Below are 18,648 nucleotides of genomic sequence, written 5' to 3'. Positions count from 1 at the left end.
TAAATTATGGTTTAATGCTTAATAAATAAGAAAATATTATTTTATTTTTTACTTTTACAGAAAAATGTTCTGTTTTTGGTCTGAATTTATTCTTCAAAAAGAAAAAATGACTAAATCGGACTAATTTTAATAAAACGTTTTCGTTATGGCTTTAGATGAAATTGACAAAAAAATCCTACGTCTATTACAAGAAGATGCGCACTACACTTTAAAAGACATTGCAAACAAAATAAATTTGTCTTTGACACCTGTTCATGATCGTGTGAAACGCCTTGAAAAAGATGGTATTATAGAAAAATATGTCACACTTCTAGACAAGAAAAAATTGGGGAATAATTTGACAGTTTACTGCCAAGTTACGTTGACAAAACAGACTTATGATACTTCGGAAGGATTTAATCAATCGATTTTGAATTTGCCAGAAGTAGTAGAGTGTAATTACGTTTCAGGAAACTTCGATTATATGCTGAAAATCATAATTCCAGATATGGAAAGTTATCATCACTTTCATCAGAAAAAATTATCGGTTCTGCCTGAAGTTTCTTTAATAAATACCGTTTTTGTAATTTCAGAAGTAAAGAGTACTACTGTTCTTCCTATTTAAACTAAAACAAAAAACCATCAAGAAAATCCTGATGGTTTTAAGAAAAAAAGTTAGTTTGGTTGAATTAATAATATGTATAACGTCTTACTTTGGCAATATATTTTGCTAAACGAATAACTTGATGGCTATATCCATATTCATTGTCATACCAAATATATAGCACTATATTTTTTCCATCCTTTGAAACAATGGTAGCATTGCTGTCATAAATAGATGGAGCAGAAGTTCCAACTATATCAGACGAAACCAATTCATTGTTTAAAGAATATTTGATTTGCTCTACAAGTTCTCCTTCAAGAGCATATTTCTTCATAATTTTATTGATTGCAGTAATCGATGTCGCTTTCTTAACTTCTAAATTTAATACAACAAGAGAGCCATTAGGAACAGGAACACGAATAGCATTTGAAGTTAATTTACCTTCCAATGATGGCAAAGCTTTTGCCACAGCACTTCCTGCACCAGTTTCGGTAATAACCATATTTAAAGCAGCAGCTCTTCCACGACGATATTTTCTATGCATATTATCAACCAGATTCTGGTCGTTGGTGTAGGCATGAATGGTTTCTAAATGACCTTTTACAACACCAAGAGTTTCTTCAACTACTTTTAAAATTGGAGTAATAGCATTTGTTGTGCAAGATGCCGCAGAAAAAATATTTACTTCATCAGGATTAAATTCATTGTGATTAACACCATGTACAATATTTGGAACACCTTTTCCAGGAGCGGTTAACAAAACTTTACTTGCTCCATTTGAAGTTAAATGTCTTCTAAGGGCTTCTTCAGTTGTAAATGCACCAGTGTTATCAATTACTAAAGCATCATTGATTCCGTAAGTAGTGTAATCAATTTCTTCTGGAGAATTGGCAGTAATGATATGAACAGTTGTTCCGTTTATAATTAATGCATTATTTTTAGTGTCTGCAATTACAGAACCTTGAAAATCGCCGTGAATTGAGTCATATCGCAATAGAGAAGCTCGTTTCTCTAAGCTTGTTGCATCATTTTTATCACGGGTTACAATGGCTCTCAGACGCAATTGATCTCCTTTTCCAGTTTTAGACATTAGCTCTCTCGCCAACAAACGTCCAATTCTTCCGAAACCGTACAAAACAATATCTTTTGGTTTGATTTCTTTTGAAGATTTTGCTTTTTTCAATTTTTCAATAACAAAATATCTCGCATCAGGATATTTTTCATCTTCTAAACGATATTCATAAGTTAGTTTTCCTAAATCTATTTTTGCTGGTGGAAGATCTAAAGATAAAACGACTTTTGCGATTTCAACCGAATCAAAAATGGTGATTGGTTTACCTACGAATTCTCCAGCATATTGATGAAGATTGATAATATCGCTCACGTTTTTATCCAATAACTGATTCTTGAATAAAACCATTTCGATTGATTTGTCATACCATAAATCGCTTATGACTTTAATTAATTCTACACCGGCTTTTCTTCGGTCGACTTGTAATGATACCTCTTTTTGGTACAATGATTTGTTACTCATAATTGAAAAAATAAAATGCTCACTATTTTAAAATTTTGCGCAAAAGTATCTATTTCAATCGATTTCGTAAACTATTTTAGCATTTATTTTTGAAAATAAAAAAGCCACCTTAATTTTCTTAAGATGGCATTTTTTGAAGTTTTCAGTCGCAGTCACAGTTTGCAGTTTTTAGTAATTGAAAACTGTGACAGAAAACTGAGATTTAAATTATAATTCTGAAAATCTCTCCATTTCTGTTGATCATTTCAATTCGAACGCTTTGTCCTTCGTCTTTTTTACTTAAAAGTTTTGAAACTGTTTCAACGTTTGTTGCTTTTACATTGTCAATACTTAGGATAATATTTCCTACTAATTCGTTTTGATATTGCATTAAATTCTCATTGCTGATGTTTTTAATTTTAACACCGTAATCGATTCTGAATTTTTTCTTGTCAGCAGCATCAATGTTTTCTAATTCAATTCCTTTAAATTCAGCGCTGTAAAACTCATTTTTGCTTAAAGTTACAGGAACTGTTTTAGTTTTTCCTTCTTTAATATAAGTTACTTTTACAACATCGTTTGGACGTTTTGTATTGATATAACCTGATAAATCTGCATAAGTTGCAATGTTTTGATCATCTAGTTTTACAATGATGTCACCTTTAGTTAAACCAGCTTTTTCTGCTCCAGAATTTTTAGAAACTCTATTAATATAGAATCCTTGTGTTTCTGTCACTCCCAATTCTTTAGAAGCTGTTGCATTCAATTCGCCTCCTTCAACTCCAAGAATACCTCTTTGAACATTTCCGTACTCCATAATATCCTCAATAATTTTTCGGGCAATATTAGAAGGAACAGCAAAAGAATATCCAACATAAGAACCTGTCATAGAAGAAATCATCGTATTAATTCCGATTAATTCACCTCTTGCGTTTACTAACGCTCCACCGCTATTACCAGGGTTTACCGCAGCATCAGTCTGAATGAAAGATTGGATTCCGCTTTGATCTAAATTTCTCGCTTTTGCTGAAACAATTCCGGCAGTTACAGTAGAAGTCAAGTTATAAGGATTTCCAACAGCCAATACCCATTCGCCAACTTTTACGTTATCAGAATTTGCAAAAGCAGTGTAAGGAAGTTTTTCATCAGCATTGATTTTCAAAAGAGCAATGTCCATTTTAGAATCGGTACCGATTAACTTCGCTTTATATGATTTTTTATTGTTTAAAGTAATTTCAATTTCTGTAGCGTCTTTAATTACGTGATTATTAGTAACAATGTATCCATCTTCAGAAATAATTACACCAGAACCAGTTCCTACTTGTTCTTGCTGCTGTTGTCCACCATATCCGTAGAAAAATTCAAGCATTGGGTTGCTGACAGTTCTTCTAGAAACATTTTTTACGTGAACGACAGTATGTACAGTTTTGTCTGCGGCTTCGGTAAAATCTAATGTTTCAGCACCTAATCCAACATTTTTTCCATAAGAGTTAGGGGCAAGAGTTACAACAGAATTTCCTTTTCCAAAAAAAGAATTGTTGCTTTCAAATAATAACTTGTAAGCACCAAGAGTAATAGCACCACTTAATAATGACACTAAAAATAAGGCTGAAAATCTTTTCATATTAGAATTTGTAATTAAGTTATTAGAATTTAAGTTTCATGTTTTATTTAACGTAAAATTACTTCAAAAAATTATTTGTAAAAACGGTTTAACGCTCTTTAACAATGATTAACATTTCATTAATTAATAGTTCGTACTTTTGTATTTCTAACAACTAAAAAATGCAAATAGAATTTTATAAATATCAAGGTACAGGAAACGATTTTGTAATGATAGATAACCGTACAAATTTCTTTCCAAAAGAGGATGTAAAACTTATTGAGCGTCTGTGCAACAGACGATTCGGAATTGGAGCAGACGGATTAATTTTACTTGAAAATGATTCTGAAACTGACTTCAGAATGGTTTACTATAACTCTGATGGAAATCAAAGTTCAATGTGCGGAAACGGTGGTCGTTGTCTTGTCGCTTTTGCTAATCAATTGGGAGTAATTGATGACAAAACGACTTTTATTGCAACCGACGGATTACATCATGCTTCTGTAAATGCCGATTCGATTGTTTCTTTGCAAATGATTGATGTAAACGAAATTCAGAAAAAAGATTCTTATACTTTCCTAAATACAGGTTCGCCTCATCATGTTCAAATTGTTGATGATTTGGAACATTATAATGTAAAAGAAAATGGAGCAGCGATTCGCTACGGTGAATTGTATGGAGAAAAAGGAAGCAATGTCAATTTTGTTAAAAAAGTAGACAACGATACTTTTTCTTTACGAACCTACGAAAGAGGTGTTGAAGATGAAACTCTTGCTTGCGGAACTGGAGCGACAGCAGTTGCGATTGCGATGAATGCAATTGGAGAAACAGATAAAACTTCGATAAATTTAAATGTTGAAGGCGGAAAACTAGTCGTTTCTTTTGATAAAGATAATGATGGTTATACAAATGTTTTCCTGACTGGTCCTGCGAAATTTGTTTTTAAAGGAACAATTGAGATTTAATTTATAAATGCCAATTTTTTAAATACCAAATTCCAATTCAGATTTTAAAATCTAAAATCTGCAATCTAAAATCTGAAGTATCTACATGATTACATTAAAAGGCGATTCGATTTATTTGCGTGCACTTGAACCTCAAGATCTAGAGTTTATTTATTCCATAGAAAATGACGAAAATATTTGGGAAGTAAGCAATACGCAAACTCCTTATAGCCGTTTTTTGATTAAACAATATTTAGAAAATGCACATCAGGATATTTATGAGGCAAAACAGCTTCGTTTAGCAATTTGTCAAGATGAAGATTTTCCTGCTATCGGATTGATTGATTTATTCGATTTTGATCCGAGAAATAATAGGGCAGGAATTGGCATTGTCGTTCAGAAAGAAGAAAATCAAGGAAAAAAGATTGGTTCTGAGGCTTTAGAGCTTTTAATAAAATATTCTTTTTATAATTTAAATCTGCATCAATTATATGCAAATATTGGAGTGCAAAATGTAGCGAGTATTGCACTTTTTACTAAATTTGGTTTCAAGAAAATCGGAATAAAAAAAGACTGGATTTTGTATCATAACCACTATCAAGATGAAGCAATTTTTCAGCTAATTAACAAACAAATTTAAATTTTAAGCTTTGAGTCTAAAAAAAATAATAACAATAAGTGCCGTAGCCATTATTTCAGTTTTATTGATTTATGGTTTTATATTAATCAGTAAAATATTTAGTTCGAACACTAAATTTGAAGAAAAAGAAGTGTACGTTTATGTGCCAACAGATGCAAATTATGCTGATGTAAAAAAGATTTTGGCGCCTTACATCAAGAATTTTGACAACTTTGAAATGGTTGCCGAAAAAAGAGATTATCCAGAAAATGTAAAATCAGGTCGTTTTCTTTTGAAGAAAGATATGAATAATATTGACTTAGTGCGAGCAATGCGTTCTAATGTTCCAGTTAAGTTGGTTTTTAATAATCAAGAGCGTTTAGAAAATTTTGCCGGAAGAATCGGAAAAGAAATAGAAGCGGATAGTTTATCCTTATTAAAAGCGATTAAAGATTCGACTTTCTTAGCAGCAAACGGATTTAATGAAGAAAACGTTTTTGCAATGTTTATTCCAAATACTTATGAGATTTATTGGAATACTTCGGCTGAGAAGTTCCGTGATAAAATGATTAAAGAATATCACAATTTTTGGACAGCTGATAGAATCGCTAAAGCAAAAGCACAAGGTTTAACACCAGTGCAAGCTACTATTTTAGCATCAATTGTTCATAAAGAATCGGTTAAGAAAGACGAAAGACCGCGTATTGCGGGAGTTTATCTAAACCGTTTACGTTTAGAAATGCCTTTGCAAGCTGATCCAACCGTCATTTATGCTTTAAAATTAAGAGATAACAATTTTGATCAAGTTATAAAAAGAGTTTTTTACAATGATTTGGTAATGAGATCTCCATATAATACTTATGTAAACAAAGGACTTCCTCCTGGACCAATTGCAATGCCTGATATTACAGCATTAGAGGCGGTTTTAAACCCAGAGAAGAACGATTATATTTATTTCTGTGCAAGTGTCGATCGTTTCGGATATCATGAATTTGCTGCGACATTGGCAGAACACAATGTAAATGCAAAAAAATATTCTGATTGGATCGCAAGTCAGGGAGTAACGAGATAATTTTATTATCGATTTAAATATTTAAAAACCGAAGTAAATTTTACTTCGGTTTTTTTATTTCTTTTTAATGCAAAATTGTTCTTGAAATCGAATAATTACGAATTTGCTATTTTGGATATTTTTTAGATTGAAGTAATAAAAAAATAAACATTTTTTAATGTTGATTTTTATAAAATTCAAAAACGGGTTTTCAAGATTTGCATAAAAAAACAAGATTTTATCATAAGAAAATTCTTTCTTTTTAATAGAATTTGCTTAAAATTTATATAAAATACGATTTTTTTTTGGTCTTAATTGTTGGTTTTTAAAGTGAAAAAACGAGAACTAAAATCTCTCGGAATCCATTACTATAACTGGGATGGAAGCAGTTTACGATTTTACGTAAAAAATGCTAAACGATTGATTTTAAGCATATTTTTAAAATAACTTATCTTTGCACCGTAGAAATTTCAAGAGGGTGACAGCGTCTTGAAGAAAAACAATTTATGATAAAGAAATGGTATTTTTATGCGAGTTTAGTCGTTATTATTACATTTTTAAGTTTGGGATTTATTCCCTCTAACAACGAAACCAAACCTTGGTTTTTAATTGAAAAAACAGATGGATCAGAATACATTTTTCCATCTAAAGAAAAAGATGATTATCCTAAAATCGCAAATGTCCCATTCACAGGAAATCGTCTAATAGGATTTAAAGAAGCAGTCGCTTTTAAAGAATCACAAGGGCAGTACAGATTAGTAAATACCCTTGGTTATATGGGTAAATATCAATTTGGTTCTAAAGCTTTGAGAGCAATTGGAATTAATGATACTAAAGCCTTTTTAAAAGATCCTGCTCTACAAGAAAAAGCTTTTATGGCTTTACTAGCCAAAAACAAATGGATTTTACGTAACGAAATCGAAAAGTACGAAGGCAAAATCGTCAGCGGTATTGAAATTACCGAATCTGGAATTTTAGCAGCGGCACATCTAGGTGGTGCAGGTTCTGTAAAGAATTTTTTCAAAAACAAAGGAAGCAGACATTTTAGAGATGCTTTTGGAACTTCATTGAAAAGCTACATGAGAGATTTTGCAGGTTACGATCTTTCTTTTATAGAAGCTGACAGTAACGCAACAGTAAACGACTAAATGAAAAAAGAAAAATCCCTTGTAAAAAGGGATTTTCTTTTTAATCTATTAAAGCTTCTAAGATTTTTATAGCCGCTTCACTTATTTTAGTTCCAGGTCCAAAAACGGCCGATGCACCTGCATCAAACAAGAATTGATAGTCCTGAGACGGAATAACACCCCCCACAATTACCATTATATCTTCGCGGCCATGTTTTTTTAATTCTTCTATAACTTGCGGAACCAAAGTTTTGTGACCAGCAGCTAGAGATGAAACACCTAAGATATGAACATCATTCTCCACAGCTTGTTTTGCTGCTTCTGCCGGAGTTTGAAATAATGGGCCTATATCAACATCAAAACCAACATCGGCGTAACCCGTAGCGACTACTTTTGCGCCTCGATCGTGACCGTCTTGCCCCATCTTTGCAATCATAATTCTAGGACGTCTTCCTTCTTGTTTAGCAAAAACATCCGCAAGTTGTTTTGCCTTTTCAAAATTCTCGTCATTTTTTATTGCTGCACTATACACTCCGCTAAAAGATTTAATTTGTGCTTTAAAACGGCCAAAAACAGTTTCCAATGCATTACTGATTTCGCCTAATGTTGCTCTGTTTCTAGCGGCTTCAATAGCATTTTCTAATAAGTTTCCTTGTCCAGTCTGAGCACAATGGATTAATTTTTCTAGTGACTTATTTACTTTTTCAGAATCTCTTGTTCGTTTTATTTCTTCAAGACGTTCTACTTGTTGTTTTCGAACTAACTGATTGTCGACATCTAGAATATCCAACGGATCTTCTTTTTCTAAACGATATTTATTTACGCCGACAATAATATCTTGTCCGCTGTCAATTCTAGCTTGTTTTCTTGCCGCAGCTTCTTCAATTCGAAGTTTCGGAATTCCAGCTTCAATTGCTTTGGTCATTCCACCAAGCTCTTCTACTTCTTCAATTAGCTTCCAAGTCTTCTCAACAATGTCATTTGTTAAACTTTCAACATAATAACTTCCAGCCCAAGGATCGACTGTTTTGGTTATTTTAGTTTCTTCTTGAAGAAAGATCTGAGTATTTCTCGCAATTCTAGCAGAGAAATCTGTTGGAAGTGCGATTGCCTCGTCTAAAGCATTTGTATGTAAAGATTGTGTTCCGCCAAAAACGGCAGCAGCAGCTTCAATACAAGTTCTGGCAACATTGTTAAATGGATCTTGTTCTGTCAAACTCCATCCGCTGGTTTGGCAATGTGTTCTTAATGCCAAAGATTTATCACTTTTTGGATTAAACTGCTGTAATAATTTAGCCCAAATCATTCGGCCAGCTCTCATTTTGGCAATTTCCATAAAATGATTCATTCCGATTGCCCAAAAGAAAGATAATCTTGGCGCAAATTCATCAATCGTCATTCCTGTTGATAAGCCGGTTCTAATATATTCTAAACCATCTGCCAAAGTATACGCTAATTCAATATCGGCAGTTGCACCAGCTTCTTGCATATGATAACCAGAAATGGAAATAGAATTGAATTTCGGCATTTTTTTGCTCGTAAATTCAAAAATATCAGCAATGATTTTCATCGAAGGAGTTGGAGGATAGATATAGGTATTTCTAACCATAAACTCCTTTAAAATATCATTTTGGATTGTTCCCGCTAATTTTTCTGGACTAACACCTTGTTCTTCGGCAGCAACAATATAAAAAGCCATAATAGGTAAAACAGCTCCATTCATAGTCATGGAAACTGACATTTCATCAAGCGGAATCTGATCGAAAAGCACTTTCATGTCTTCAACAGAATCTATTGCTACACCAGCTTTTCCGACATCACCAACTACTCTTTCATGATCTGAATCGTAACCGCGATGTGTTGGTAGGTCAAAGGCGATGGAAAGTCCTTTCTGTCCTGCAGCTAAATTTTTTCTATAAAAAGCATTGCTTTCTTCTGCTGTAGAAAATCCTGCGTATTGACGAATAGTCCACGGACGTCTCACATACATCGTGGCATATGGTCCGCGTAAATTTGGTGCAAAACCAGCTCCGAAATCAAGAAAATCTAATTCTTCGATATCTTTCTCCGAGTAGCTTTTTTTAATTTCGATTCCTTCAGCAGTAAGAAAATGCTTTTCCACATTCAGAATAACTTTTTCTAAGAGACTGGAATTTTCAAGCTTGATATGTTGTAAATCTTTTCTTTTCATTTTTTTTAGCCTTTAATATATAAACCCTGATTACTCTTAATAAGTCTTTCTGTTTCAGTTTTTCCACCAATAGTTTTGGATTGTCGGAATAAATTTCAGTCATTTTTTACTAAAGAGTTTTAAACACAAATCTATATTTTAATAGGTTGATTTTTATCATTAGTATCAATAGCAAAAACAAATGTATATTGAACTCTTATTGGTTTCCCATTTTGCTTCCCTGGGATCCATTTAGGAGATTTCCTTAATACTCTAATTGCTTCGCTACCTGTTCCATAACCGATATCACGCATCACTTTGATATCAGACAAAGAGCCATCTTTTTCTATAGTGAACGATGTTGTTATTTTACCCTTGAGGTTATCTTCCTCAGGCAATTGAAAATTGCTATTAAAAAAATGCTCTAATTTAGCTATATCTCCTGGGAATCTTGGTTTTATCTCTATTCCGCTTATGTTATAAACTCGATTGTCATCTTGGTCGGTTAAAGTCTTTGCTTTTTCAACTCTTTGAGGAGCTTCTTCAACTGTTAATACTCCAATGCCTCCATCATCAGCATAAGGGTTACCAGCCATCCAGTATTTAATGTGGCAAGGAACTGCTTTTCCGTGTAAAGTAGCTGGCACCCACTTTGGACTTAAAGCCATAACACGAAGCGCTTCATTTTCATTAAGCGAACCTATTGGATTAAGCACTTTAACATCGGTCACTAAACCAGTAGTTTGTACAATAAATTCTACGCTAATGAATTTAGGTAGTTTTTCTTTAGGAATCCATTTAAAATTCTTTTCAACAAAAAATATATATTCATTCCACCCTCCAGGGAACATTGGTTTATTCTCAACTTCTTGTTCTTCAAAGATTTTTGATTGAGCTGTTGCTATCGAAGCACTAAAAAGCAATAATAAAATAATTTTTTTCATAAGTTTATTCCAATTCTAATCTTTCTTGCTCCATTTTTTCAGCCAATCTCTTTTCGATAATCGGTGTAATTAATGTTTTTCTTGGTTTTATTTTTACAAAAGGAAACAATTCTAAATCGTGTTTCATTCTGTCTTCTTTGTTTGGATATTTATTTGTGCCTAAAAGGATTTCCTTTTTAGAATCGAATAATTCCTGTTCTTTATTAGCACTTTCCTGAATTTTCTTTTTGATTGTGCCATCATTTAAAAGTTTTAAGAAACCACCATTGGCTTCAATATCTTTAAATAACGCCAAGCTTTTTTCTGCCAATTGCATGGTTAAGCTTTCGATGTAATAACTTCCATCAGCTGGATTGTCAACTTTATCAAAATAACTTTCATGTTTTAAAATTAAAAGCTGATTTCTAGCAATTCGGTCTCCAAATTCATTGTCTTTATGATATAATGCGTCGTAAGGCAAATTGGCAATCGCATTTGCACCGCCTAAAATTGCTGACATACATTCGGTTGTCGTACGCAACATATTGACATTATAATCGTAAATGGTTTTATTGCGTTTTGTTGGCGTTACCAATAAATGGCATTTTATTTTTGAATTATATTCTGAAGCAATTAAATCAAAAAGCATTCGAAGTGCACGAAGCTTTGCAATTTCGAAGAAATAATTTGTTCCAACAGAAACTTGAAAAACAATAGACTTTGCGGTTCCAGCAAAACGATTTAAATATTCGTTTGCATGCGCTAAACTATAAGCGATTTGCTGAGTGATGTTAGCGCCAGAATTTTGGTACAATCCCAAATCTACACTGAGAAGATTTAAATTGGTTGTATTTTTTAAAAGCAAATCTAAAGTTTCAAAATTATTTTTCTCTGAAGTGGTAAACCAATTTCCTTCTCGTGCCAGTTGTCCGATTGGGTCAAAATTACAGTAAAAATTAGATTTTTTCTGAATCGAAATTGTGTCTAATTTTTTAACGAAATCGATTGAGATGAAACTGAAATTAAAGTAAACGTTTTTGTTTTCTAAAGGAAGATTTTCCAATAGTTTTTCAACATCAATTTTATCATTTTCAATTGTAAAACGAAGACTTTCTGCACCTCTTTCTAAAGTGTTTAAAGCGCGTTCTATAGATTTTTCTACATCGAAAACAAAGATATTTTGGCAGATTTTAAAATCTGAGGCTTGCGTATTTACATTTGCAGCTTTTGTAAACTCATCACTGTGATAAAAAGGTTTTACCTGAATATCTTCTGGAGAATTCCAAATAACAGTTTGATTGTAATCGGCTCCATCTAATTCAAACTGAATTTTTTGTTTCCATTGTTTGGATGAAATCGGATTAAAATCGTCGAATAGGTTAGTGGCCATTGTAGTTTTTTTGATTATTCTTTTTCTTGAATCGTGTCTCCTTCAAATTGTATGATATAAATATCTTCGCTGTCCTTTTTCATAAAATACTTTTCGCGAGCGTATTTCTCAATTTGTTCTGGATTTTTGAGTAGCTTAATTTGCTCCTGATCTTTTTTGATTTCTTCCTGATAATACTTTTTATTATCTTCTAGTTCGTGTATCTGCTGATCTAGAAAGCGATGATCAAAATAGGAGTAATTGTCTAAAAATAACATCCAGACTATGAAAAACAGCAAAACCCAAACATATTTATTTCCAAGGTATTTGAACCATTTTTTGTCTTTATATGGATTCTTGAATTTCATATAAGATAATTTCTTTTGAATTGTTTTTTTTAGACCTGTTAGAGAGCAAACCCGACCTTCGCCGGGCTGCATATAATTTTATGGTTTAAATTTACGATAAAAATTATGAAATTCTCTGATTAATTACGGCACGAACGACATCAATTGCTACCGTATTATATTTGTCATTCGGGATGATAATGTCTGCAAAAGCCTTAGAAGGTTCGATAAATTGCTCATGCATAGGTTTTAAAGTCGTTTGGTAACGGTTTAAAACTTCGTCAATATCACGGCCGCGTTCTGAAATATCTCTTTTTAAACGACGAATTAATCTTTCGTCTGAATCTGCGTGAACGAAGATTTTAATATCAAACATATCACGCAATTCAGGATTTGTCAAAATTAAAATTCCTTCCACAATCATAACTTTTCTTGGATGAGTCGAAACAGTATCGTCTGTTCTATTGTGTTGGATAAAAGAATAAACCGGCTGATCTATTGTTTCTCCTGCTTTTAAAGCTTTTAGGTGTTTTACCAATAATTCAAAATCGATCGCACGCGGGTGATCAAAATTGATCAATGCTCTTTCGTCAAACGATAAATTATCGGTTTGCTTGTAGTATGAATCCTGAGAAATTACCCCAACTTCTGTGTCTGGTAATTCATTCATAATTTGGTGTACTACTGTAGTTTTTCCACTTCCTGTTCCTCCTGCAAGTCCGATAATGAGCATAAAATTTTTGTTTGATATTTGTTTGGCAAAAATAATAATTTAACTGAATCGCTAAACATATAATGTAATTTAACCATATAAGTAATGTAAGTAAATGTAAGCTAGAAAATATTTAAACAAAATGTTACTTAACTGAAATTACTGCTGTTATATTGATAAAAGACCGAATTATTTGTTTTAAATCATTTGAGCATTATAAGTAAATATAAATAGTGCTTTTTGACCTAAACGAGCTTTAAAAATTTCCACTAAACTTATAATCTCTTAAATGAACTTACATGGTGAAAAATATAAAAAAAAAATCCCGAAAGTGAACCTTCGGGATTTCGTGCAATCAGTATAGTTTAAAAAAAATATTCTGAATTTAGTAAGCACTTGTAATTATTTATTCTTTTTTGCTTTAATCATCATTTCAAGCTGATCCCAAAGTTCTTCTGGAATTGCTTCTAATAAATTGAATTGTCCGGCACCTTTTAGCCATTCGCCACCATCAATTGTGATGACATCTCCATTAATGTATGAAGAGAAATCTGAAACTAAATAAGCAGCCAAATTGGCTAATTCTTGGTGATCTCCAACTCTTTTTAATGGCACTTTTTTCGCCATGTCAAATTTCTCTGAAAGATCTCCAGGCAATAGTCTGTCCCAAGCACCTTTTGTAGGGAATGGTCCAGGAGCAATTGCATTCGAACGAATTCCGTATTTTGCCCATTCTACAGCAAGACTTCTTGTCATTGCCAAAACTCCCGCTTTTGCCGTAGCACTAGGGACAACATAAGCCGATCCTGTCCAAGCGTAAGTAGTTACTATATTTAAAATCGTTGCCGAAGTTTGTTTGGTATCAATCCAGTGTTTTCCAAAAGCAAGCGTACAGTTTTTAGAACCTTTCAGTACTATATCTATCACAGTATCAAATGCATTTGCGGATAATCTTTCTGTTGGCGAAATGAAATTTCCTGCTGCATTATTTAAAAGAACATCTACTTTTCCGAAAACTTTTAAAGTTTCTTGAAGCATATTTTCTACTTCTTCGTAATGGCGAACATCACATTGTAGCGGAAGACATTTACCTCCAGTTTCACTTTCAAGTTCGGCAGCTGTAGTTTTTAACTTTTCTAGATCTCTAGAAGTTATCGCTACTTGAGCTCCTAATTCGAGAAAATATTTGGTCATAGCTTTACCTAAACCGCTTCCGCCGCCTGTAACGACAATGACTTTGCCTTGTAAAGCATCGTCACGTAGCATTTTATCTGTGTAGCTCATACTTTTTCTTTTTTTGCAATATTAATTAAATAAAATAGGATGCATGCATAATATTGTTATAAAATTTCAAAAAACTTTATATTTGGCATAATTTTTTTGCTGCAGACTCTAATGTGAAATCATCTTTAGCAAAACAAAAACGGACTAATTTCTGGTCTTTATGGTCGGAATAAAAGGTTGAAATAGGAATTGCCGCTACGCCGTGATTTATGATTAAGTTTTTGCAGAAAGTAACATCATCTTCATTTGAAATGTTGGCATATGAAGCGACTTGAAAATAAGTTCCCTCACAAGGTTTCAATTCAAAACGGCTATTTTGAAGCAGTTTCTTAAAATAATCCCTTTTTTCCTGATAGAATTTTCCAAGAAGGTTAACATCGACCACATCAAGATATTCGCTAATAGCAAACTGAGAAATGCTGTTTACGCTGAAAACCAAAAACTGATGTACTTTTTTGATTTCTTTCATTAAATGTTCTGGCGCAATGGTGTAGCCAATTTTCCAACCTGTAATATGAAATGATTTTCCGAAAGAAGAAACCATTACACAGCGGTCTAAAAGAAAATCTTTTGTATGTGCCGAAATATGTTTTTCTTCAAAAGTAATGTATTCATATACTTCATCAGACAAAACGATAATGCCTGGATATTTTTCAAGAAGATTTTTTAACTGTACAAAATCATTTTCAGTTAAAATTTTTCCCGTCGGATTATGCGGATTATTGATAATCATCATTCTTGTTTTGGTAGAACAAGCTTTTTCAATTCTTTCCCAATTTGGTGTGTAATCGTCATTCAAAGCTACTCGAACAGGTTTTGCTTTGCAGAGTAAAACAGGAGATTCATAAGAATCATAACTCGGATCGAGAATAATTACTTCATCATTTTCTTTTACTAAAGCTAAAATTGTGGTGAAAATTCCTTGAGTTGCTCCAGCTGTAACCAAAAGTTCTGTATCTGGATTGATTGTTCTATTATAAGAACTCAGAGTTAAATTCGCAATTTTGTTCATCAACGGAGGATAGCCTGCCATTGGTGTGTATTGGTGAACATTTTCTTTCGCTAATCTTGCTACAATATCTGTCAGTCTTTCGTCAACAGGAAAATTTGGAAATCCCTGCGAAAGATTTATAGCATTGTATTCTACTGCCATTTTTGACATTACCGTAAAAATGCTTGTGGTTACGTTTGGGAGTTTACTCATGATAAAGTTTTTTGATTAGGGAAAAACTTGGGAGTGAATAAAATAAACTTAATTGATTGTCATAGGAATGGAATACAGAACTCTAACAATTTTATTATTTTGTTTTCCTGGATTCCATTTAGGAAATAGTTTTAAAACTCTGATAGCTTCGGCACCTGTTTCATATCCAAGGTCTCTTAAGATTTTAATATCGCTTAACGATCCATCTTTTTCAATAATAAAAGTGGCATATATTCTTCCTTTTAAGCCTTCCTTACTGCTTTTGAAATTTTGTTTTATAAAGGCGTTCATTGCGTCTACTCCGCCAGGAAATTCAGGTTTTACTTCTATGCCAGCTGTGTTGTATACAGGGTTTTCTTCCTCTACGACCACTCCGATAGGTATATAAGGTATTTCTTCGGTATTCTTAGAAGGTGTTTTATTTGAAGAATCTTTTGTTTTTGTTTGAGAAAATATATTTTGAGAGCAAAAAATAATGATTAAGATTAAAAGTTTTTTCATAAGGTGGTTTTAAGGTTAGCTTACATTTTATGAATAATAAAAATCGCAGGACGTTTATCAATGTCGATTTTTAATTTTTTCCAATCAGAAACTTTCATCGTTTTTATGAATTCTGTTGGCAAAGTAATATCTGCTGCAATACAAAGATGAGTTGCCGGACTTAAAATCTGCAAAAGATCTTCAATCAGTTTATTGTTTCTGTATGGAGTTTCAATAAATAGTTGTGATTGATTTTTATCATAAGATAATTTCTCAAAATGACGAATTGCCGATTTTTTCTCGTCTTTATCAATTGGTAAATATCCGTTAAAAGTAAAACTCTGGCCATTCATTCCAGAAGCCATCATGGCCAATAGGATAGAAGAAGGACCAACTAAAGGCACAACCTGTATTCCTTTTTCGTGCGCCAATTTCACAATTGCGGCACCTGGATCAGCAACGCCAGGACAGCCAGCTTCACTCATTAATCCCATATTTTTTCCTTCTAATAAAGGTTTAATGAAATCATTGTGTTCGCTGGTTTCTGTTCTTTTGTTTAAAGTAAAAAGAACCAGTTCAGATTGCTTTTTTTCTGGATAGACTGCTTTTATAGATTTTCTTGCAGTTTTATCATTTTCAACAATATAATGGTCGATAACTTCTATCGTTCTTCTAACGGTTTGAGGTAAAACATCCATCGGATCGCTTTCGCCCATTGTTGTTGGAATTAAATATAGTTTTCCGAAAGATTTCATATGCTTTTGTTTAAAATTAAAAAATTCAATTATCTCTTTTTTAGAAACAATTGAATCGAATTAGGAGTGTTTTTTAAGAAGCTGATCAGCAATTAAATCAGTCACTTCGTCCAGCATTTTGTAAACGTTTTCAAAACCGTTGGCAGAACCATAATACGGGTCAGGAACATCTACATTTTCGTCTGGAAATAAATCGTTTAAAATCAAACGGACTTTATTTTTGTGTTCTGGAGTTTTGGCTAAATGAATAACATCGCGAAAATTCGAATTATCCATTACATAGATATAATCAAACTCATCAAAATCGGAAACTTTTATTTGTCTTCCTTTTTGTTCGCCGATATTGATTCCGTATTTTTTGGCAACTTCAATTGAGCGTTTGTCAGGGCAATGACCAACATGCCAAGAACCTGTTCCTGCAGAATCAACTAAAAATTTATCTTGAGGTAATTTAGAGGCTAAAATTCCTTCTGCTAAAGGAGATCTGCAAATATTCCCTAAACAAACCATTAAGATTTTTACAGGCATGGCGCGTATTAAAGCGTTAGTTTTTTATTGATGTCTTCAACAAACTTTTTAAATTGTTTGTCTGTAGAAACTAAGTTATCGACTGTTTTACAAGCGTGAAGAACAGTTGCGTGATCGCGATCTCCAATTTGCGAACCAATATTAGCCAAAGAAGCTTTAGTGAATTTTTTAGCAAAGAACATAGCTAATTGTCTTGCTTGCACAACATGCCTCTTTCTGGTTTTAGATTGAAGTGTTTCGATATCCAATTGGAAATAGTCTGAAACGATTTTTTGAATATAATCGATTGAGATTTCTCTCTTTACGTTTTTAACAAATTTCTCTACAACGCTTTTCGCTAATTCAATCGTAACTTCTTTTTTGTTGAAAGAAGACTGAGCGATCAATGAAATAATAGCTCCTTCAAGTTCTCTTACGTTTGTTTTGATGTTACGGGCAACGTATTCTAAAATATCTTCTGGCATTTCTACACCATCGCGGTATAAAATATTTTTTAAGATTGAGATACGAGTTTCGTAGTCAGGCTGATGCAATTCTGCAGACAATCCCCATTTGAAACGAGATAATAATCTTTGCTCGATATCCTGCATATCAACAGGAGCTTTATCAGAAGTCAAGATTACTTGTTTTCCGTTTTGATGCAAATAGTTGAAAATGTGGAAGAATACGTCTTGCGTTCCTGATTTTCCAGATAAGAATTGAACATCGTCAATAATCAAAACATCGATTAGCTGATAAAAATGAATAAAGTCATTACGATTATTCTTTTTTACAGAATCAATGTATTGCTGTGTGAAAATCTCAGCAGAAATATATAAAACGGTCTTTTCTGGATATTTATCTTTTACTTCTACACCTATAGCATGCGCTAAGTGTGTTTTTCCTAAACCAACTCCTCCAAAAATCAATAACGGATTAAATGAAGTTCCTCCTGGTTTGTTGGCAACAGCCATACCTGCAGAACGAGCCAAACGGTTTGAATCTCCTTCTAAGAAATTGTCAAAACTGTAGTTCGGATTTAACTGAGACTCAATTTTTAAATTTCTGATTCCCGGAATTACAAACGGATTTTTAAGTTCGGGATTTAAGTTTTTAAACGGAGCGTCAACCTCTTGCGGTTTCATTGGCACTCTGTTGGCACTTGGCAGCTGCTCGGTAAACGGCTGTTTATTGCCATAAGTGTTCTCCATTTTAATTTTATAGAGTAACTTTGCGTTTTTTCCCAGTTCTTTGGTAAGCGCAACTTTCAATAATTTTACGTAATGCTCTTCGAGCCATTCGTAGAAAAATTTACTCGGAACCTGAATGTATAATGCGTTATCGGTTAGCTCAACTGATTTGATTGGTTCGAACCAAGTTTTATATGCTTGGTCTTGAATATTATCCTTTATAAAGGACAAACAGTTTTCCCATACCGATTGAGCAGTTTTAGTCAT

Annotated in this window: 18 protein-coding genes; 5 read left to right on the top strand and 13 right to left on the bottom strand. The window is 33.0% G+C overall.

Annotated elements, in window-relative coordinates:
• The first annotated feature begins 145 nt into the window (after nt 1–145).
• Nucleotides 146–604, top strand: a complete 459-nt coding sequence (locus ACNRYB_RS00090) for an Lrp/AsnC family transcriptional regulator (protein WP_008467950.1) — start codon at nt 146–148, stop codon at nt 602–604.
• Nucleotides 605–668: 64 nt separating this feature from the next.
• Here ACNRYB_RS00090 and ACNRYB_RS00085 read toward each other — a convergent pair whose 3' ends face one another.
• Complete coding sequence (locus ACNRYB_RS00085; protein WP_129744971.1) at nt 669–2,117, bottom strand: glyceraldehyde-3-phosphate dehydrogenase; 1,449 nt, start codon at nt 2,115–2,117, stop codon at nt 669–671.
• A 202-nt stretch (nt 2,118–2,319) separates the two neighbouring features.
• Entirely contained in the window at nt 2,320–3,720 is a 1,401-nt protein-coding gene (locus tag ACNRYB_RS00080) for a trypsin-like peptidase domain-containing protein (RefSeq protein WP_473728908.1), read from the bottom strand.
• Nucleotides 3,721–3,881: 161 nt separating this feature from the next.
• On the opposite strand from ACNRYB_RS00080, the gene dapF reads away from it, so the two are divergent.
• From dapF to ACNRYB_RS00060, 4 genes are all read left to right on the top strand, one after another.
• Nucleotides 3,882–4,664, top strand: coding sequence for a diaminopimelate epimerase (gene dapF / locus ACNRYB_RS00075; RefSeq protein WP_473728907.1), 783 nt, complete (start codon nt 3,882–3,884; stop codon nt 4,662–4,664).
• Between the two features lie 85 nt (nt 4,665–4,749).
• Nucleotides 4,750–5,283 (top strand): GNAT family N-acetyltransferase, encoded by a 534-nt coding sequence (locus ACNRYB_RS00070; protein ID WP_129744977.1) that lies wholly within the window; start codon nt 4,750–4,752, stop codon nt 5,281–5,283.
• Between the two features lie 10 nt (nt 5,284–5,293).
• Nucleotides 5,294–6,334: an endolytic transglycosylase MltG gene (gene mltG, locus ACNRYB_RS00065; protein WP_473728906.1), complete on the top strand. Its 1,041-nt coding sequence runs from the start codon at nt 5,294–5,296 to the stop codon at nt 6,332–6,334.
• A 485-nt stretch (nt 6,335–6,819) separates the two neighbouring features.
• Nucleotides 6,820–7,461, top strand: a complete 642-nt coding sequence (locus ACNRYB_RS00060) for a peptidoglycan-binding protein LysM (protein ID WP_129744981.1) — start codon at nt 6,820–6,822, stop codon at nt 7,459–7,461.
• Between the two features lie 40 nt (nt 7,462–7,501).
• On the opposite strand, the gene scpA is transcribed toward ACNRYB_RS00060, so the two are convergent.
• From scpA to dnaA, 11 genes are all read right to left on the bottom strand, one after another.
• Nucleotides 7,502–9,631 (bottom strand): methylmalonyl-CoA mutase, encoded by a 2,130-nt coding sequence (gene scpA / locus ACNRYB_RS00055; RefSeq protein ID WP_473728905.1) that lies wholly within the window; start codon nt 9,629–9,631, stop codon nt 7,502–7,504.
• A 131-nt stretch (nt 9,632–9,762) separates the two neighbouring features.
• Complete coding sequence (locus tag ACNRYB_RS00050) at nt 9,763–10,554, bottom strand: energy transducer TonB (protein WP_473728904.1); 792 nt, start codon at nt 10,552–10,554, stop codon at nt 9,763–9,765.
• Between the two features lie 4 nt (nt 10,555–10,558).
• Nucleotides 10,559–11,923, bottom strand: a complete 1,365-nt coding sequence (locus ACNRYB_RS00045) for a methylmalonyl-CoA mutase subunit beta (RefSeq protein WP_129744983.1) — start codon at nt 11,921–11,923, stop codon at nt 10,559–10,561.
• A gap of 14 nt (nt 11,924–11,937) precedes the next feature.
• Entirely contained in the window at nt 11,938–12,270 is a 333-nt protein-coding gene (locus ACNRYB_RS00040) for an FtsB family cell division protein (protein ID WP_091133698.1), read from the bottom strand.
• A gap of 103 nt (nt 12,271–12,373) precedes the next feature.
• On the bottom strand, nt 12,374–12,982 hold the full coding sequence (gene udk / locus ACNRYB_RS00035; RefSeq protein WP_008467967.1) for a uridine kinase: 609 nt from the start codon (nt 12,980–12,982) through the stop codon (nt 12,374–12,376).
• Nucleotides 12,983–13,363: 381 nt separating this feature from the next.
• On the bottom strand, nt 13,364–14,245 hold the full coding sequence (locus ACNRYB_RS00030) for an SDR family oxidoreductase (RefSeq protein ID WP_186296627.1): 882 nt from the start codon (nt 14,243–14,245) through the stop codon (nt 13,364–13,366).
• 76 nt (nt 14,246–14,321) lie between these two features.
• On the bottom strand, nt 14,322–15,449 hold the full coding sequence (locus ACNRYB_RS00025; protein ID WP_473728903.1) for a methionine aminotransferase: 1,128 nt from the start codon (nt 15,447–15,449) through the stop codon (nt 14,322–14,324).
• A gap of 48 nt (nt 15,450–15,497) precedes the next feature.
• Nucleotides 15,498–15,950, bottom strand: a complete 453-nt coding sequence (locus ACNRYB_RS00020) for an energy transducer TonB (protein ID WP_129744987.1) — start codon at nt 15,948–15,950, stop codon at nt 15,498–15,500.
• Between the two features lie 20 nt (nt 15,951–15,970).
• Nucleotides 15,971–16,684, bottom strand: coding sequence for an SAM-dependent methyltransferase (locus tag ACNRYB_RS00015; protein ID WP_111363892.1), 714 nt, complete (start codon nt 16,682–16,684; stop codon nt 15,971–15,973).
• Nucleotides 16,685–16,744: 60 nt separating this feature from the next.
• Nucleotides 16,745–17,212, bottom strand: a complete 468-nt coding sequence (locus ACNRYB_RS00010) for a low molecular weight protein-tyrosine-phosphatase (RefSeq protein WP_473728902.1) — start codon at nt 17,210–17,212, stop codon at nt 16,745–16,747.
• Between the two features lie 8 nt (nt 17,213–17,220).
• Nucleotides 17,221–18,648 carry a chromosomal replication initiator protein DnaA gene (gene dnaA / locus ACNRYB_RS00005; protein WP_008467978.1) on the bottom strand — a complete coding sequence of 476 codons (1,428 nt, stop codon included), beginning with the start codon at nt 18,646–18,648 and terminating at the stop codon, nt 17,221–17,223.

The sequence above is a fragment of the Flavobacterium sp. CR10 genome, from assembly GCF_055814415.1.
This window is presented reverse-complemented; position numbering and strand designations above follow the sequence as displayed.

Coding starts and splice junctions, on each gene's coding strand:
- ACNRYB_RS00090 (WP_008467950.1), top strand. CDS start 146: ATGGCTTTAGATGAAATTGACAAAAAAATCCTACGTCTATTACAAGAA.
- ACNRYB_RS00085 (WP_129744971.1), bottom strand. CDS start 2,117: ATGAGTAACAAATCATTGTACCAAAAAGAGGTATCATTACAAGTCGAC.
- ACNRYB_RS00080 (WP_473728908.1), bottom strand. CDS start 3,720: ATGAAAAGATTTTCAGCCTTATTTTTAGTGTCATTATTAAGTGGTGCT.
- dapF (WP_473728907.1), top strand. CDS start 3,882: ATGCAAATAGAATTTTATAAATATCAAGGTACAGGAAACGATTTTGTA.
- ACNRYB_RS00070 (WP_129744977.1), top strand. CDS start 4,750: ATGATTACATTAAAAGGCGATTCGATTTATTTGCGTGCACTTGAACCT.
- ACNRYB_RS00060 (WP_129744981.1), top strand. CDS start 6,820: ATGATAAAGAAATGGTATTTTTATGCGAGTTTAGTCGTTATTATTACA.
- scpA (WP_473728905.1), bottom strand. CDS start 9,631: ATGAAAAGAAAAGATTTACAACATATCAAGCTTGAAAATTCCAGTCTC.
- ACNRYB_RS00050 (WP_473728904.1), bottom strand. CDS start 10,554: ATGAAAAAAATTATTTTATTATTGCTTTTTAGTGCTTCGATAGCAACA.
- ACNRYB_RS00045 (WP_129744983.1), bottom strand. CDS start 11,923: ATGGCCACTAACCTATTCGACGATTTTAATCCGATTTCATCCAAACAA.
- ACNRYB_RS00040 (WP_091133698.1), bottom strand. CDS start 12,270: ATGAAATTCAAGAATCCATATAAAGACAAAAAATGGTTCAAATACCTT.
- udk (WP_008467967.1), bottom strand. CDS start 12,982: ATGCTCATTATCGGACTTGCAGGAGGAACAGGAAGTGGAAAAACTACA.
- ACNRYB_RS00030 (WP_186296627.1), bottom strand. CDS start 14,245: ATGAGCTACACAGATAAAATGCTACGTGACGATGCTTTACAAGGCAAA.
- ACNRYB_RS00025 (WP_473728903.1), bottom strand. CDS start 15,449: ATGAGTAAACTCCCAAACGTAACCACAAGCATTTTTACGGTAATGTCA.
- ACNRYB_RS00020 (WP_129744987.1), bottom strand. CDS start 15,950: ATGAAAAAACTTTTAATCTTAATCATTATTTTTTGCTCTCAAAATATA.
- ACNRYB_RS00015 (WP_111363892.1), bottom strand. CDS start 16,684: ATGAAATCTTTCGGAAAACTATATTTAATTCCAACAACAATGGGCGAA.
- ACNRYB_RS00010 (WP_473728902.1), bottom strand. CDS start 17,212: ATGCCTGTAAAAATCTTAATGGTTTGTTTAGGGAATATTTGCAGATCT.
- dnaA (WP_008467978.1), bottom strand. CDS start 18,648: ATGACTAAAACTGCTCAATCGGTATGGGAAAACTGTTTGTCCTTTATA.